General features: G+C 69.1%; 13 protein-coding genes. 1 reads left to right on the forward strand and 12 read right to left on the reverse strand.

Translation table 11 applies throughout. The annotated features are described in order from the left end of the window. Positions 1 to 95: 95 nt before the first annotated feature. The 5 genes from BKA15_RS16945 to BKA15_RS16965 all read right to left on the reverse strand — a co-directional run bounded on the left by BKA15_RS16945 (position 96) and on the right by BKA15_RS16965 (position 5,524). Positions 96 to 644, reverse strand: a complete 549-nt coding sequence (locus BKA15_RS16945; protein ID WP_179752678.1) for a hypothetical protein — start codon at positions 642 to 644, stop codon at positions 96 to 98. Between the two features lie 218 nt (positions 645 to 862). Beyond that, a complete protein-coding gene (locus tag BKA15_RS16950) occupies positions 863 to 2,650 on the reverse strand; it encodes a type IV secretory system conjugative DNA transfer family protein (protein WP_179752680.1) in 1,788 nt (595 codons plus the stop codon). Further along, complete coding sequence (locus BKA15_RS16955; protein WP_179752682.1) at positions 2,647 to 3,201, reverse strand: hypothetical protein; 555 nt, start codon at positions 3,199 to 3,201, stop codon at positions 2,647 to 2,649. Before BKA15_RS16955 ends, BKA15_RS16950 begins: the two co-directional genes overlap by 4 nt. Further along, positions 3,198 to 4,688 (reverse strand): putative type IV secretion/conjugal transfer ATPase, encoded by a 1,491-nt coding sequence (locus BKA15_RS16960; protein ID WP_179752684.1) that lies wholly within the window; start codon positions 4,686 to 4,688, stop codon positions 3,198 to 3,200. Before BKA15_RS16960 ends, BKA15_RS16955 begins: the two co-directional genes overlap by 4 nt. Before the next feature lie 11 nt (positions 4,689 to 4,699). Beyond that, a complete protein-coding gene (locus tag BKA15_RS16965; RefSeq protein WP_179752686.1) occupies positions 4,700 to 5,524 on the reverse strand; it encodes a hypothetical protein in 825 nt (274 codons plus the stop codon). 150 nt (positions 5,525 to 5,674) lie between these two features. Between BKA15_RS16965 and BKA15_RS16970 the strand changes: the two genes are divergently transcribed. After that, positions 5,675 to 5,926, forward strand: a complete 252-nt coding sequence (locus BKA15_RS16970) for a hypothetical protein (RefSeq protein ID WP_179752688.1) — start codon at positions 5,675 to 5,677, stop codon at positions 5,924 to 5,926. A 127-nt stretch (positions 5,927 to 6,053) separates the two neighbouring features. Here the strand turns inward: BKA15_RS16970 and BKA15_RS16975 are convergent, their stop codons facing one another. The 7 genes from BKA15_RS16975 to BKA15_RS17005 form a co-directional block, all read right to left on the reverse strand. Continuing rightward, positions 6,054 to 7,523: an SCO6880 family protein gene (locus tag BKA15_RS16975; RefSeq protein ID WP_179752690.1), complete on the reverse strand. Its 1,470-nt coding sequence runs from the start codon at positions 7,521 to 7,523 to the stop codon at positions 6,054 to 6,056. Between the two features lie 7 nt (positions 7,524 to 7,530). After that, a complete protein-coding gene (locus BKA15_RS16980) occupies positions 7,531 to 8,970 on the reverse strand; it encodes a conjugal transfer protein TrbL (RefSeq protein ID WP_179752692.1) in 1,440 nt (479 codons plus the stop codon). A gap of 40 nt (positions 8,971 to 9,010) precedes the next feature. Continuing rightward, positions 9,011 to 9,283, reverse strand: coding sequence for a DUF6112 family protein (locus BKA15_RS16985; RefSeq protein WP_218872145.1), 273 nt, complete (start codon positions 9,281 to 9,283; stop codon positions 9,011 to 9,013). 309 nt (positions 9,284 to 9,592) lie between these two features. Continuing rightward, positions 9,593 to 12,016 (reverse strand): TniQ family protein, encoded by a 2,424-nt coding sequence (locus BKA15_RS16990; RefSeq protein ID WP_179747794.1) that lies wholly within the window; start codon positions 12,014 to 12,016, stop codon positions 9,593 to 9,595. Further along, positions 12,013 to 13,164, reverse strand: a complete 1,152-nt coding sequence (locus BKA15_RS16995) for an ATP-binding protein (RefSeq protein ID WP_218871011.1) — start codon at positions 13,162 to 13,164, stop codon at positions 12,013 to 12,015. The genes BKA15_RS16990 and BKA15_RS16995 overlap by 4 nt, the downstream gene beginning before the upstream one ends. Beyond that, entirely contained in the window at positions 13,161 to 15,236 is a 2,076-nt protein-coding gene (locus tag BKA15_RS17000; protein WP_179747793.1) for a TnsB C-terminal domain-containing protein, read from the reverse strand. The genes BKA15_RS16995 and BKA15_RS17000 overlap by 4 nt, the downstream gene beginning before the upstream one ends. Continuing rightward, positions 15,233 to 15,943, reverse strand: a complete 711-nt coding sequence (locus BKA15_RS17005) for a TnsA-like heteromeric transposase endonuclease subunit (protein ID WP_218871010.1) — start codon at positions 15,941 to 15,943, stop codon at positions 15,233 to 15,235. Before BKA15_RS17005 ends, BKA15_RS17000 begins: the two co-directional genes overlap by 4 nt. Between the last annotated feature and the right edge of the window lie 10 nt (positions 15,944 to 15,953).

Here is a 15,953-nt window from a genome sequence, read left to right on the forward strand (position 1 = left end):
GGCAACATTCGCGCGAAACCTGGCTTTCGCACCCGAGGGGGCCAGGTCGTCGTGGGACGAGGGTACGAACCGCGGTGGTGTCTGTGAGTCGGGGTCTACCGGACTTCGCGCAGGAACCGGATCGTCGCCGCTTCCGCCAGCACGTCGGCGTGCGCTTCCATGTACTGCCTCGGGATCTCCGCTGCCAGCAGTCCCTCCAGGAACTCCACCGGCAGCGCCCACTCGGTCGCCTTCTCCTCCAGCTCGGCGCTGGAGTGGACCGGGTACGGGGCGTCCTGCGTCCGCTCCGCCCATACGATCAGGTTCTCGTCCGCCGGGCGGGTCTGCTCCCACTCCTCGCGGGCCTGCTCCAGCGGCAGGCTCGGGTCGTGGACCCATGCGAGCTGGTTCATCACGACCTCCTCCGCGATCCTGCGCGCCGTCATCCTGCGGGCTGCGTCGTGCAAGTAAGTCTGCTCCGAAGAGCGTGTCATCTCCAGCATCAACGCCGGGTTGTTCTCCAGTCTCGCCGCCAGCTCCGACACCTGGCCCGCGATCTCGGCCCCCAGATCGGTGAAGAACGCCTCCGGGCTCTCCAACTCCGCCACCCGATCTGGGGCGTACCTCCTCCAATGCTCCAGGGCTCGTGCCCCGTACTGGTTCATCCGCTTCACCCTCCATTCGTGCCGCTGGCGTCTCCGAGGCGGTCGCCTCCACGGCGGTAGCGACCACAGTCGTCTCCGCGGTCTCCTCGTCCAGACCCCACAGGTCCAGCTCGAGCTGCCCCGGCGGTGGCATGCGTCGACGAGCCATCAGCACCACCTCCCCGCCGCCGGGCTCTCACCGTCGCGGGTCGCTCCCGATTCGGTGTGGTCAGGGGTTCTCATCGGGTGTCCTTTTGCAGCATCGCCTCGATCTGCGCGCGGTCCTTCATCAGCTGGGCGGCGTCGGGACGCGACGGCCAGGCGCGAAGGTCGGTCACGATGGGTGGCGCGGAGCGCAGCAATGTCACGCCGGTCCCGAACGGCAACGTCCTGATCCGGTCGGGCGGCAGGATCGGCACTCTGCGCACCGACCGCTGGCTGGAGCGGGAGCCGTAGTCGCCGATCGTGGTCGAGTCGGTGTACTCATCCCGCTCCCCGATCAAGGTGGCGAGGTCTTGAAGATCACGGGAGTTCGATGCGCCACCGAGGATGATCTTGACGATCGAGGCGTCCCAGATCGCCCCGGCCGCGTTCTCGTTCCACTTGTCTCGCGCCTGCGCCAAGGACTGCAGGACGGGCAGGCAGGTGATGCCGGTCCCGCCGCCTTCGGCCATTAGCGTCGGAAGGCTGGGCAAGGGCGCGAGGTTGCCGATCTCGTCCAGCGCCAGCAACAGGGGCGGATCAAGACGCGCGCCAGGTGAGCGGGCCGCGAGCTTTCGGACAGTCTCGATGAGGTCTTCCACGAACGCCGCCACGAGCGCCGCCGATGCACCGGCGCCGGCTCCGGTGGCGAGCAGGTAGAGCGTTCCGCGTCCGGTGATGAAGCCTTCGGGGTCGAAGCCCTCGCCCGGCCCTGGCGACACCGCGTCGAGGACGCGCGGGTCGGCGAGCGCACCGAGGGCGAGTGAGACGCCCTGCCAGATGGAATCTCGGGTTCTCGGGTCGGCGTCGATCATCGCGCCGAGCGAGTCCGCCCACCCGGTCGCCGCGCGCGGATGGTTGTTCAGGATCGCGACCGCATCGGCTGCGGCGCTCGGGTCCAGGGTCCACCGGTACAACTCCGAGGGCGGCCGTCCATCCAGTGCAGCCGCGTGCAGGAGAGACTGAAGCGCGGTCCGAGTCATCCCCTCCCAAAAGCCCCCGGACTCGACCCCGCCGGCGCTGAGCCCCGTGGCAGCAGCGAGACCGTTGGCGCGGATCATCGCCGTCAGTGGGACCTCGCAACCTCGGACGGGCGACCAGCGCATCCCCGCGGGGACTCCTTCGGCGAGGCGCTGCGGGTCGAACACGGCCACCGGCCGGTTCCCGCGCTGACGGGCGCGCAGGGTGGCGGTGATGTTGTCCGGCCGCGTACTGGTGGTCACCACCGCGCCTGGGGCGTCGAGGATCGCGTTGATCACCACATGGAGCCCTTTCCCGGAGCGGGGAGGGCCGATGAGGAGGATGGAATCCTCCACTGAGGCCCACACCTGGCTGCCCTTGGACCGGCCCAGCAGGTACCCGACATCAGCCGCGGTCGGCTCGTCGAGCGAGGGGCGCAGCGTGTTGGCGCGGCGCAACAGTGCCTTGCTGGACGCGGCGGTCTTCACCTCGTGGCCGGTCGCAGTCCCAGCGAGCCGTCGCGGGTCGGACTCGGTCTTGCGGGTGTGGCGGCGCAGCCGCACCCATACCCAGCCGGCACCGCATGCGAGGCCAGCCAGTAGGACGACGGTGATGGTCCAGTACGCCACGGGATTGAGTCCCTCGGCCGCGAGAGCGGTGGCGGGGTCGGCGAGGTTGAACAACACCCCGAGGCCCGAGGCGGGGCCGGCTTCGGGTTGGGGTGTGCCGGTCAGGAACGCCGCCACCGATCCAGAGGCGCGCAGGATCAGCGCGACACCGAACATTCCGACGAGTCCGATGAGGGCGGCGTTGGTCAGCTCATCGCCGTAGGTGCCGGTCTGCCGACCCTGGCCCGACGTGCTCATGGCAGCCGCCGGATCACGGTGGTGCCGGAGATGCACCCGTAGAGCACCACCCCGCTCGTCTGGCCGAGCTGGGCGGTGTCGAGGAAGGTGCGGGCGTGCCCGGTGCCGGTGGCGTCGGTGTGGGAGACGATCAACGCGACCGCGACGTCCTCGCCAGGCACGAATCCCTCGCCGGTGACCTCGACCAGCTCCGGGGTTTGGCGGGCGTGGGTACGGCGGCTGCGACGAGTCTCCGGCTCAGGTGTCTCGGCGGTGACGGGAGGGATGGGTTTGCGGGCGCGGATGATGTCGGTGAACACGCTCCCGTCGCTCTCGTGCACCTCGACCCGGACCGCGATCATGCGGTTCTGGGTGACCGCATCCAGGAGGCTGCCGAAGCCCTCCCGCGTCCACGGCCCCGCCCCCGGATGGGGTGGTGGGAGAGGTTGGCCGTCGACTGTGACGTCGAGGGCGCCGGCGTCGGCGACGGTGATGACCACCTGCGGCAGCACCACCGGCGCTCGATCGGGTTCCTGCCGGCTGGTACGGCGCAGGGGGTTGCGGGCGGTCATGACGGCCGCCCCGAGGCACGGGCGCTGGTGTCGAACAGGGAGTATTCGGCCGGATGCAGCTGATGTTGCGTAACGAAGCTGCGGGCTTTGATCCGCCACAGCCCCTGCCCGACCCCCAGCGACGGCAGCAGCTTCTGTTCGGTGCCGGTCAGTCCGAGTGCGGTCGCGGTGGGGCCGAGCTGGTCGGATTCCTGCCGGTACACGATCCGTGTCTCCGCGTTCGCCAACAGTGAGTTGGCGAGGGATCGCATCGCGGACCCGGAGTCGCCCACGTTGTCCAGATCGGTGAGCTTGTGGAAGACCAGCATGTTGGCGATCCCGTAGTGCCGGGCTAGTCGCCAGTGGGCGTCCATCCGCCGCAACAAGGCGGGGTGGGACATGAGCCGCCAGGCTTCGTCGTAAATCACCCACCGCTGCCCGCCGTTCGGGTCCAGCAGCGCGGCCTCCATCCACGCCGACGAGCACGTCATCAGCACCGAGATGAGGGTGGAGTTCTCCGTGACCCGCGAGAGGTCGAGGCTGATCATGGGCAGGGTCGGGTCGAACGCGACCGTGGAGGGTCCGTCGAACAGCCCTTGAAGGTCGCCTGCGACCAGGCGCCGCAGGGCGTGCCCGACGAGGCGCCCGTCCTCGGCCAACCGGCCGTCCGGGTCAGTGGTCGGGTGGGTGGATGGGGTGAGGATGCGGTCGACGACCATCGGCAGGATCGGCACCGTGTTGTCTCGCACCACCTGGGTGAGGGCGAGGTCGATCGCGGTGTGCTCCAACGGCGACAGGCTGCGGGCGAGGACGGTCTCGGCGAGGGCACCGATCAGGTCACGGCGACGCGAGGCGACCGTGGTCGCCCACTGCTCGTCGGACAGCCCGGAGGGGCGGTGTCCTTCATCGAGGGGGTTCAGGCGGGTGTTCAGGCCGTGACCGAGGACGATGGCCTGTCCGCCGACCGCTTCGGCGACCGCGGTGTGCTCGCCTTTCGGGTCGCCGGGCACGTAGACGCGGCGCCCGAATGGCAGGGAGCGGGTGTAGAGGGACTTGGCGAGGCTGGACTTGCCGGACCCGACGATCCCGGCCAGGACGACGTTCGGAGCGGTGATGACCCCACGGGCGTAGAGCACCCAGGGGTCGTAGACGAAGCTGCCGCCGGAGTAGAGGTCTTGGCCGACGAACACCCCATCCGAGCCGAGACCGCCTTCGGCGAGGAACGGATACGCCCCGGCCAGGGTCGCGGACGTGTCCTGATGCCGCGCGAGCCGAAACCGGCCCGGCGTGCGTAGCGCGGCGGGGCCGGGTTCACCAGTGGCGGGCAGGTAGGTGGTCGCTCGGCGTTCGGCGCGTTCCGCCTCCGCTTTCGCCCGTGCTCGGGCCTTCTCTGCCTGGCGTTGTTCAGCCTGCAACCGTGCCGCCGCCCGGCGGCGCTGCTTGCGCAGCCGTCGCCGCTCGGCAGCGGGGGCGACCAGCACCGCGGTGTGCAACCGCTCCCGCTCCATCTCGTGCTCGGTCACCGGGACAGCCCTCGGGCCTGCTTCGCTGCGGCGATGTCGGGATGCGTGAACCACGACGCATCCGGCGCCCGCCGAGCCCCTGCCCTCGGTGGCCCTGTCCTGGGCGCCTCGGCCTTCTCCGCACGCGGTGCCGGGGCCGATGTGTGCTCGAGCGCACCGATGCCGGCGGTTGCCTCCCTTGCCGACACCACACCCGACTCGTCGAGTGCGTCCTGTGGCGGGGTGCTGTGCTCGCGTAGCAGGCCGACGTCCCCGGCGAACGGGTTGTAGGTCAGGGCATAGCCGCCGTCGTTGACCACCTGATCTCGGGCACCGGTCGGCGGTTCGTCGTAGACGTAGCCGTTCTCCAACGCCGCCTGCGTGGTCTCATCGCCGTAGTCGAAACCCTTCAGATGCTCGATCGCCGCGTCGACGCCCTCGGCGTCGATGAGGTCCAGCACCTCGTCGGCCTCCGAACCTTGCAGGAACACCACGCTGATCCACCGCCACTCCACGGGTTCGGGCTCGGGCTCGGGCGGGTCGTGCTCGGCCAGCTCGGACAGGACCGTGAGCGGGTCGGCGTTCTCGCGTGCGGCGTCGGCGACCCAGGCGGGGAACAGGCCCTCGTTCTCCGGTGTGTTGCCGGGGTGGTCGAGGGCATACTGGCGGGCGTCGCCGGCGGCGGTCAGGAACCCGGCCAGCTCACTCAGTGCCCGGTCCGGGTCGACCGGTGCTCCAGCGCCGGTGAACAGGTCCCGGCCTTCCAGCTCCTGCCTGGTGGCGACGTCGGTGATCCGGTAGGCGTAGCGCTGATGTTCGCCCAGCGGGGTGTCCGGCCACACCGTCAGTGTCAGCCTCCCGGCCTGCGTGGTCGTGACAGGTAGACCGTCGAGCCGAGACGCCGTCTGCTCGCGTGCGGCCACCCGATCCGATGCGGGCTCGGGGTGCCAGGCGATCCGCCCGGAATGGGAGAACGCCGCACTGAGCCGGTCATGCACCTGATCGAGCAGGGTGCACGCCTGATGCAGGTTGTCCGCCGCCGCCAACGCGCTCTGAGCGCCGGCGAGGTGGTCACCGTCATCATGGTGTGCGCGGTCGCGATGGGCGAGGTGCGCGGCGGCGAGCTGGTCGAGCACCTGACGCAGCGACCTCACGCCTGCCACCAGGTCACCGAACACGGTGTACGTGTCGGCCGGATTGTCGAAGACGCGACTGGCGTGCGCGAGACCGCGCAACGCTTCTGACGCCTCGGCTGCATCGGCCAGCGGGTCGTGAAACGTGGGCATGAGCAGCCTCCCATGAGACGAGCGAGAACCCCGGTGCTGGGGTCGCCTGTCAGGTGCACACCACCCACACGGCGGCGACCGGCGGTCAGATGCGACGGCACAGCGGCAGGGCGGCGGCGGTGAACGCCGCGGCCTGCTGCCCGACCAGCAGCCGGGTCTCACACGAGGCTTGGATGGCGGTCTGCTCGATCGCCGCGACCGCGGCGTCGAGCTCTTCAACGGTTGAGGCGGACACACTGATGAGGCCGGTGTAGCGGAGCACGCCGTGGCCGGCGGTGAGGTCGGCTTCCTGTTGGAGAACGTCGTGGTACTCAGCGGTCTGGGCGGCGTCCTCGATCTGCCCGATCTTGGCCCGCTGCGCCTGATCCGAGATGTGCTCGACCTTCTTCTTACGGATGTCACGAGCGGCGGCGTCGGACCGCAGCGGTGTGCAGATCAGCGAGAAGGACCGCTGAATCCCAGTGGACAGCAGCACCGGTGCCAAGAACCCCGGATACACCATCGACCTCGGCCACTCGCTGATCCACAGCACCGAGTGATGCGCGGAGTCGGTGCGGATGCGGCCCCAGGCTTCGGCGACCGCGACTGGCCCCGCGGTCGCCAAGTCTTGCCCGAGGTCACCGTGTCGTTCCAGGCTGGCGGCGATGGCCGGGTCATACGCGCTACGGAGGATCACGGCGACCTCGCCGGGTGTCAACCAGCCCGAGGGGGTCAGATCGGCCGAACGCAGGGCCGAGACGAGCGTGTTCATCTCTTGACGCAGGACGGCGGCGGCACCGCGGACGCCGCCACCTGCGGTCCTGATCTGCCGCGCGCTGGACTTCATATCCAACGACAGCGACAGCGTGGTCGCATGTCTCTCACCGGCGGGCCCGGCGCGGTTGATCAGTTCGGCGTAGGTGGTCGCGGCCCAGGTGTCATCGGCGGTCCCGTGGGAGGCCCACCATTCGGCGAGGCCGGTGCCGGAATCCGGCAGGGTGCGTTCGAGGACCTGGAGGGTGGCGATGCGGCCCGACCGGCACACGGTGGCCAGGACACGTCCCCAGGAGGTGACACGGCGTTCCTGCTCACCGGGGTCCAACAAGACGAACGCGGGGTGGGTGACCTCGCAGACGACGGTGAGGGTCTGCTGATGGGGGTCGTGGATCATCCCGGCGCCGGTATCGGGGTCGGTGTACTCGCGTAGCCGAGCCTGATCTCCGGGCAGGGCGAGGGTGCCGACCGGGCGCGGGACGACGACCCGCCGCCGGTAGGCCAGTTGCCCGCCGGTGGTACGCCAGAGCCACCAGAACGCCACCGGCAGCCACTCCACCGCCGGCCGCCCAGCAATCGATATCCACGTCAAACAGGTGGCGAGCACCCAGACCGGCGCGGTGTACGCCAGCAGGATGCCACCGCCGGAGTAGAGCGCGCTCACGACCGACAGGACGCCGACGGCGAGGGTGACGAGCTGCGACAGCGACAACCCGAGCAGGATGCCCCGGCGAGACAGCCGGGAGAACTTCACGGGCACCAGCTCGGTCGAGACCGACTCACTTGTCTTGGCGGTGCTCATTGCGGCCTCACTCCTTGCCGGCCGCGGGCGGGGTTCGGTCCGGCGGCGGTGGAGCCGGGTCCGTTCTCGGGGCCGGAAGTGCCGGACTCGACGGCGGCGGCTGACCTTCCGGCGGCTGGCCGGCCGAGGTCTGGCCTGCTCGGGTCTGGGCGGCGTCGGCGGCTGCCTCGCCCTGTCCGCCGAGTGCCTTGCCGGCTTTCGGTCCGGCGGTAGCGGCGTCCTTGGCGACCTTCGCGCCGATCACCACCCCCGCAGCTGGACCAGCCGCCGCGGCACCGGCGCCGGCCCCAGCGCCACCACTTGCACCGGCCCCGGCGGAGCTGCTCGCGGCGGCCTTGCCTCCACTGGCACCGGCCGAGCCGCCGCCGGGTGCAGGGTTCTTCTGCTGCGGCGGCTTCTTCCCGCCGCCACCACCACCGGCGCCGTTGCTGTTGCCGCCGCTGTTGCTGCTGGCGCCGGACTTGCTGTCCTGACCACCGTCGAGGACCCTCTTCGGCTCATTGCTGCCCTGGGGCTTGGCCGGGGCGGGTACGGGACGGTTGAGGGCGTTCTTGGCGTCCTGTTCGGCCCCGATGGCGTGGTACATGTCGAACCCGACAAACGAGATGAACTTGTACGTCAGGTACGGGGCGAACGCGGCCATCGCCATGAGCACGATCCCGGCGATCGGGTCGCTGATCGAGGCCAGGTCCTCGTCGATCGGCGCGGACACCTGCGTGACGGCGACCAGGAACATGACGACCAGGACCAGCTTCGACACGACGAGGGCGATGACGAACATCGCCCACTTGCTGATCCACCCTCGTGTGGCGTCCCAGGAGGAGCCGGAGAACGCCAGCGGGGCGAAAACGATCGCCACCAACAGCAGGGCCTTGCGGACGAGAAGGGAGAGCCAGACGATCGCGGCGGCCGCGATCGCCAGGCCAGCGAAGAAGATGGTGATGATCGCCCCCACACCGGGGGCGGCGATGTTGATCCCGACCAGCCCGGCGGCCAGCAGGGCGATCTTGTCGCCCATCGACGCCGTGGTCTCGCCGGCGGCTTGGATGATCCCGACACAGAGCTGGTCGACGATCTCCAGCAGCAACGCGGTCAGCGTGATCACCACGAAGCTGCCGAGCACCGATTTGGCGAGCCCGAGCGCGGCACGACTCAGGGCGGTGGGATCGCGTCTGATCAGGCCGGTGATCAGCTGCAGGCAGAAGAAGATCAGCATCACGAACACCGCGATGCCGAACAGCAGGTTGTAGACCGACACGTACTCCGGGGAGGTGACGTCTACCAGGGTGGTGGTGTCGAACACCGCCCACACCGCCTCGAACAGCCAGCCCGCGGCCTCGCCCATCGCGGAGGCGAGCCAGTCGAATGGGGCCGACACCAGACTCGCGGCTGCCTCGCCCGCCGTGTCGCAGACCGTGGAGATGACGGGAACGTCGCAGACGCCCATCGCGATCACTTCCTCAACAGGATCGTGGTGACGGGTGGGCCTACACCTGTTGTCCGACGTTCCAGAAGAAGTTGATCAACGTGACGGACGCGCCGCAGATCACCGCGGCGCCGCAGGAGACGAGGACACCGATCTTCCCCCGACCGGCGAGGTGGGGGTTGCTGCTGTTGGCGCCGAAGCCCCACACGATCGCGCTGACGATCAGCGCCAGGACGGACAGGATGAGGCCGACGGTCATGATCGCGCCGACGATCGTGCGCAGTTGCGCGATGCCGGGCAGGCCATCGGAGTTGGGGTCGATGTTGATGTCCATCGGCACCAGCACCGGCAGGGTGAGAACAGAGACAGCAAGATCGAACACGAAAGGCTCCTAACGAACGGCCCCACCCGCACGGATGGAGAGGCGAATAGCGGTTCGCAGGTCAGGTGCACCCCGCCATCCCGGTCAGTCAGGACGACCGCACCAGGGCTCCATCAGGAAGGGGTCGGACGTGTAGGAAGTCGGTGGAGTTGGCCCCTGCGTCCGTCTACTTGGCCCTTGTTGGCCCCGAGAATCCGCCGGTCACTGCCTGCGCTTGGTAGCTGCGTCGGGGTGGCGCGTGCGCCGTAGTTGGCCCTTTCTTCAGCGGCCGACGGAGCTCGGTGACGCGCCGGGCTGCCCGATGGGTTCGATCCCGAGGTGTTCGCGTGCTTGGCGTGCGAGCTGCTCGCCCAGCGGCGTGAGAGAGGTAAGGGGCTGCGCCGGGGTGCGGTGGAACAGCCGCCCGCCGACGAACTCTTCGAGCAGTCGGAGTTGTCTGCTGATGGTGCCGGTTGAGCTTCCGGTGAGGTGTGCGGCCTGGCTGAGACTGCGCTGGTCGACGATGGCGATGAAGCGTTCCAGTCGGGAGCGTGCGCCGAGTCCATAGAGAGCCCGGCGCAGCGGCTCGGGGATCTCCGAGGGGTGGCGATCACCGAGGGCTTCTCGGTTCACGGTGTAGTTGAGGCTGCGGCCGGTGTGGGTCGGGATGCCGTGCACCCACGCGAACGTCATGAGGGTTTCTCGCGTGCAGCCGACTTCGCGCGCGATGTCGGCGATGCCACGATGCCAGGTGGCGTATTCCTCGTGAAGCCATGACGGGTTGACGTAGAACACGCCTGCTTCTGCAGCAGCATGCTGGATGGATGAGCCTGTGGGTGCAGGGAGGATGCGATGGGAGAGATTGGGGCGGGACCGTCCTGGCCGGGGCAGCGGGTGGGCGCGCAGGACCGTGCGGACGTGCTGGAGTGAGATGCCAAGCTCGGCAGCGATGGTCGGGATCGACTGGTGTCGATCCAGGATCGCTCGGTGAACGAGGGCCGGATCGGTGTGCTCTGGCTCGGCGCCGGGCCATCGGCTCGCGCTCACCCAGTCGGTTGGCGGCTCCCAGGTGAGGGGTTCGCCGGTGATGCCCGCCGAGTCGAGGAGTTGCCTGGCGTGCTGGTGGAGGGCGTCGGCGACGCCGGCGGACATGAAGTCGGCGAAGGCGTGGTAGCGATCTGCGCGGGCAGTGCCGGAGAAGTATTGGTATGGGCGCGGGGCGCTGAGGAGGCTTCCGCCGGTGATGAGTTCGTAGAGGTAGCGGCGCGCGTTGTCGAGGGTCTTGGCGGGGCCGCCGGGGAAGCCGCGAGAGATCCGGTTCCAGGCGCGGGCATCGATCAGTTTCGTGGTCGCGGCGAGTTGGCGTCGCCTGGCGTAGTCGATCGGGATGTCGTGGTCGTCGATAGCGAACGCGAGTTCGGCGAGCATGCCCAGCGTCGTCTTGCCGGAGGGCCTGTCCAGCAGACGCCCGAGGTAATACATGACGGTGTTCGGTTTGAGGTCCGCGCCGACCAGCGGCAGGATGTGGCCTTTGAGTGGGAGTGCGCTGTGCGGTAGCAGCAGCGCGGCCAGCATCGTGGTGCGGAAGTAGGCGGCTTCCGTTTCCTCATCGCAGAGACGTATCGCCCAGGCCGGCCAGAGTTGGTCGGGCAGCCTCGCGGCTCGTTTGATCGCCGGGTCTGTGTTGCTGGGCTGGTGCGGCGGGAGCAGTCTCATCGTCGTCAGGCTCGTGCCGTAGCGAACTCGATCGACTGGGCTGAGAAGACCGGCCAGGGCGCGACCTCGTGCGATTCGTGTGCGCAGCTGCGGGCTGGCGATGCGCCAGGAGTGCGGGATCGCTTTGGGTCTCCTGCCGACATCGGCGTCCTCGACGACCCGGAGCAGCGGGTCGGGCTGGGCATCCTCGCCATTGAGCAGGAGGCCAGCGGCAGCGGTGAGCCGGTCGGCTCGCAGCATCGCGATCGATGGCTGCACGCTGTAGGACTGCCGGTTCTTCGATGCCAGGTGAACGGCGATCAGGGTGAGATCGATCAGTTCCGACATCGCCTCCTGGCGGGAGTTCTTGCTCCCGGAGGGATTCCGGACCTCGGTCAGCAGCCGGTCGATGAGCCGTTGCGCGTCTGCCGCAGCAGCCACGTCGAGACACGCTGGCGGTTCGATGCCGGATAGGTCTTGGCCGCAGGCGCAGAGCAGCCGGTTCCGCTCGGTGGAGGCAACGCGATCCGATGGGCCACCGGGCCAGAAACTGGGTCCCGCGATCGACCCTTTCTGCGGAGCCTCGCAGCGTGAGCAGTGTTCGACCAGGAGGCAGTGGTGGCGAAGGCAGAAGAACTGCAACCTGAGCCGCCAGTCCGCAGACCATTCGCCGCCGGAGTCCGCGAGGCAGGACGGGCAGAATCGGCTGGTCGACCGCGGCGACCACACTCGGAGCATCGCGATAGGAGGCACCCGCAGCGAGGGGCGGAGCATGTCGGCAACGGCAACGGCGACGGCGTTCAGCCCGGTCGCTGCGCAGATCTGATCGACGGCCTCCCCGGTGGCCTCTGGTCTGCCCCAGCTTCCCTGGGACGGGGCGGGCAGATCGAGCGCGGTGAGCATCGTCCGAATGCTGACTCGCAGCCTGGTCGCGTAGGTGACCAGCCATACCTCGAACGATTCGCCAGGCAGCGGCGCGAGTGTGAACGGTAGCCGCCCGGCCTGGGTCATGCCGCCCGCTGCCGCCTGGTGCGCTTCGTAGTCGGGTCGAGCGGGGCAGGCGGGCGCGTGTCGAGCGCCGCAGTGATCCCGGCGCGGGCGGTCTCTGCGGCCTGGTCGATGCGCACTCCGTCGAGGAGATCGACGCTGAGCGCCTCGGTGCCGGTCTTGATCGCGCGGTAGCAGCCGCGCCCGATCAGCGACATCAGCGACGCGAAGTGCCCGGACGAGCGGGCGAACAGGTAGTCCGACAGTTCGGCGAGCGTGCCCCGGCGGGTGTGGGCGAGCACGAGGTCGCGTTCGATCGCGAGTATCAGTTGCCGCCAGGTCGCCCGTCCCGCCTTGGTGCGCGTCTCGAACGGTTCCAGGTTCACCACCGTCCAACGTCTCGCGGTCTGTGACAAGGCGGCGTCGGCTCCGGTGAATCCCTCATCGAGCAGGCCGCGGGCGTGCAGCCCGACGCCGACGAACACGAACGTCACGGGGAATGTGTTGGCGAGCCATTTGAAGTGGTTGGCGACCTCGCGGCCGTCGCGCCGGTTCATGTCGAGGAAGTGGACGTCATCGACGACGATCAGGCGGGTCTTGCAGGCCGCGACGCATTCTGCGGCCCGGTGCGCCAGCGACTGGGCGGTGCCGCGGTCGGAGCCTGGCAGCCCGTAGAAGCGGCAGAGCATCGAGTTCAGGCTTCGCATCGTCGTGTGCGAGGTGAGTCCGAGATGGACGACCGGAACCCGCTGCCATGCCCCGTCGCCGGCCCCGACTGTGGGGCCGTAGAGGTCGATCTGGTCGCGGTGGAATCCGCGGGCGAACGCGACCGCTGCGGTGCTCTTGCCGAGCCCTGGCAGCGCGTCGAGGACGGCGGCGGGTTTCACTTTCTCGCCGTCCTGCATGTTCGCCCCGACGATCTCGTCCAGCTCATCGAGCACTGCCCCGAGTGCTGGGGTGCGGATCGGGCCGAGGTTCGCATGCCAGCCCGCCCGCAAGTGGTTGTAGCGCAGTCGTTCGGGTGCGGGCATCGCCTCGATCTCGGCGATTGTGTGCGCTGGTGGCCGTGTGCGCGGCGGGGCCTGGGCCATCTGGAACCAGCCTGCCTTGGTCGACAGATCCCAGTCACGCTCCTCGTCGGCCAGCTCCGCCGTCGTCGCCGGGATGCTCACGAGATCACCTCAAACGCCTCGGCGTAGAACTCCTCGTCGCCGACGTCGAGCTCGTCCTCGGTGTCATCATCACTGGCAGCCCAGGCTGCATCGTCAGGCTCGGGAGGTTTCTCGACCGCGTGCAGCACCGCAGGTGCGGCGACCTCCGCTGTGGGTGTGGTTCCGGTGAGGCGTGCCTGGCGTTGCTCGCTGGCGCGGACGGCCATCCGGCGTTCGGCGGGGTGCCGGGTCAGGCCCGCATCCCAGCGATCCAGCAGCCCGGACAGTGCCCGCCGGTCATCGACATGGCGATCCTCGGTCAGCGCGAGTTGCCGGGCGTAGGCCAGCGCCTCGGCCGAGAACGGTGCGGCAACGGCGGTGGCGTGCTCCCACTCCAAAGCGTGCCAGGACTGGTCGGCGGGGTCTTGGAAGTAGACCTTGGAGATGTCGTCGGTGTCGTAGCGCACCGGCCACTTGCCCGCGTGAGCACCCGCGAAGTTGCTCGTCCGGTTCCGATACCGGGTCAACGCCGGGCCGTTGTAGCGCAGGCCGTTCAGCTCGATCCCGTAGTGCTGGATCGTCCGCCACGCCACCGGCAGGAAGTCGAACACCAGGTCCGGGCTGGCCGGCACCCGCAGCCGGCCCGTGCGGGTCATCCCGTGGGCGAACATCTCCGCCGGCGACAGCTCCAGCCCCGGCACCTGCGCATCGGCGAGCCCAGCGTGCGGGCGGTGGTGATAGATGCTCCCGACCCATTCGCGGATGATCGACTCCAGCTCATCGATGAAGAAGTAGGCGCACCCGGCGGGGTCTTTGCCGCGGCTGTGCACGTCCGGGCCGGTGTAGCCCGGCAGCGCTTCCAGCAGCTGCTCGCGGACGGTGCGGAAGAACCGCTCGACCGCAGCCTTATCGGTCGGGGTGAGCGGGCGGGCGGGCTGAACCGAGATGCCCAGCCGGGAGCACACGCTCAGCAGATGGTTCGACAGGTAGATCTTGCCGTGATCGACCACGATCGTCTCCGCAGCCACCCCCGCCAACCCGGTCTGACGCTCCTCGCCTGCGACGATGACCTGATCCGGCAGGCCCGCATACGGCAGCAGCCCGCCCGACGTCGTGAGCCGGGTGTCCGGGCGCAGCGACTCGAACAGCACCAGCGCCGCATCGACCGACTTCGTCGACATCGGCGAGAGCCTGAGCCCTGTGATCGACCGCGAGTACAAGTCCATCGCGATCGTCAGCTCGCAGCGCACCCATTTCAGCGTGATCGGCTCCATCGCGAACACGTCCAGCGTCGTCGTATCCAGCAGCAGATACTCGCCCGGCCGCGTCGCCCGCAATCTCCCGTATGCGCCCTCCGGCCTGGCCGCGATCGAGCGCTTGCCTTTGGTGCTGCCGGTGAACGCGTTGCTTCCGCGGGTGAGCTCGCCCAGGACGGTCCGAGCTCGACGCTGTGACGGTTCGGGCACGACCCCCTCGCCGTGCTCGGCGGCCAGACGCTGCGAGATGCGTTGCAGCACCAGTGTCTGCGTCGGCCGGGCCGCGTCGGTGTGCTCGGCAAGAACCGTCCGACACATCTCCAGCCACCGCTCATCCACCCCGGCCAGCGGATCGGCCGTCTTCGCGGCCCGCTGGTCGAGCAGACCCGCTGGCCCGAGCTCACGAAACGCGCTCACCCAGCGCTTCACTGATCTGAGCCCGACGCCCATCTCCGCAGCTTTCGTCTCATACCGCTGCATGAGCGGCCGCGCCGGGTCGTACTCGGGTCGTGGTTCGCCCAGTGCCGCGTCCTCGGCGTCGCCGGAGCGATACCCGGTGAGAACTTCGTGAATGTGCGCCAGTCGATCAGTCAGCTGCGCTTCTTGCGCCTCGGTCAAGTTCTCCAGCACCGGCCCCAACGCGGGAGCAGGATCGGACTCAGCGCCGACGATCGCGACAGACGGGTCGGCCAGCAACGAGGCGGTATGGACAGTGACCATCTGACCGCGGGCCCCGCGCAACCGCAGCCGCTCCGCCTCCACGCCCATCACCGTGAACCAGTCGCCATCCCAGCTCAGCCGCGTACCCACGCCGACGACCGCGGTCCGCGCGCTCATGCGGCATGCTCCAGCACTGTGGCCGCCGACAACGGCGCATCCAGGTCAGCGCGGAACACGCCCCGCCACACCAAGTGCAGCGCGGCGGCCCGCACATCCTCCGCCGCATCGGGCCACTCCGCTTCGATCTGGCCGAGCGACGCCGATCCGCGAGACCGCTCGGCAAGCCGGGTCACCGTGGCCTGATCCACCCGGTTGGGATGCCGGTAGGCGGCCAGGAACCGGACGTTCGAGAGCCGCGTCGGGTCAATCCCCGACCAGACCTCGTGCCGCCAGCCGCAACTGGTGAAGACCTCTTCGGCCCATTCCAGCGCCTCGGCGATTTTCGGCCGATCCAGCTGATCGGCGGGCTTCACGTTCACCACCGTCACCGACTCATCCGCGTGCAGCAGCAAGAAATCGGGCACATGCCGACGCCGCACCCCATCGACCTCCGCGGTCACGCAGAACGGCTGCGCAGCAATCGCTACGATCTCGGGATCGAAATCAGCCAGCAGCAGCCGAGCCAGCTCCAATCGGCTTTCGTACACGACGTGAGCGCCGACGGTCGATGACCAGTACCAGCCCGAGTAGTGCGGCTGCCCGTGCCGCCAACGGAACGTCCGCCACGGCGAACCCGCCACGAGTATCCGCGGCGGCACGAGCGCGAGATCGGTGGTCGACTCCTCACCGGCGGCGTCCTTGAAGCTGACCGAGTACGTGCCCATCGCTGTTCCC

This window comes from Microlunatus parietis, assembly GCF_013407955.1.
Lineage (GTDB): Bacteria > Actinomycetota > Actinomycetes > Propionibacteriales > Propionibacteriaceae > Microlunatus > Microlunatus parietis.

Bases quoted from the DNA above. Each gene is read 5' to 3' on its own strand.
- BKA15_RS16945 (WP_179752678.1), bottom strand. From the start codon at position 644: ATGAACCAGTACGGGGCACGAGCCCTGGAGCATTGGAGGAGGTACGCC.
- BKA15_RS16955 (WP_179752682.1), bottom strand. From the start codon at position 3,201: ATGACCGCCCGCAACCCCCTGCGCCGTACCAGCCGGCAGGAACCCGAT.
- BKA15_RS16990 (WP_179747794.1), bottom strand. From the start codon at position 12,016: ATGACCCAGGCCGGGCGGCTACCGTTCACACTCGCGCCGCTGCCTGGC.
- BKA15_RS16960 (WP_179752684.1), bottom strand. From the start codon at position 4,688: ATGGAGCGGGAGCGGTTGCACACCGCGGTGCTGGTCGCCCCCGCTGCC.
- BKA15_RS16980 (WP_179752692.1), bottom strand. From the start codon at position 8,970: ATGGGCGTCTGCGACGTTCCCGTCATCTCCACGGTCTGCGACACGGCG.
- BKA15_RS16970 (WP_179752688.1), top strand. From the start codon at position 5,675: ATGCACCTGATCGAGCAGGGTGCACGCCTGATGCAGGTTGTCCGCCGC.
- BKA15_RS16950 (WP_179752680.1), bottom strand. From the start codon at position 2,650: ATGAGCACGTCGGGCCAGGGTCGGCAGACCGGCACCTACGGCGATGAG.
- BKA15_RS16975 (WP_179752690.1), bottom strand. From the start codon at position 7,523: ATGAGCACCGCCAAGACAAGTGAGTCGGTCTCGACCGAGCTGGTGCCC.
- BKA15_RS17005 (WP_218871010.1), bottom strand. From the start codon at position 15,943: ATGGGCACGTACTCGGTCAGCTTCAAGGACGCCGCCGGTGAGGAGTCG.
- BKA15_RS16985 (WP_218872145.1), bottom strand. From the start codon at position 9,283: ATGGACATCAACATCGACCCCAACTCCGATGGCCTGCCCGGCATCGCG.
- BKA15_RS17000 (WP_179747793.1), bottom strand. From the start codon at position 15,236: ATGAGCGCGCGGACCGCGGTCGTCGGCGTGGGTACGCGGCTGAGCTGG.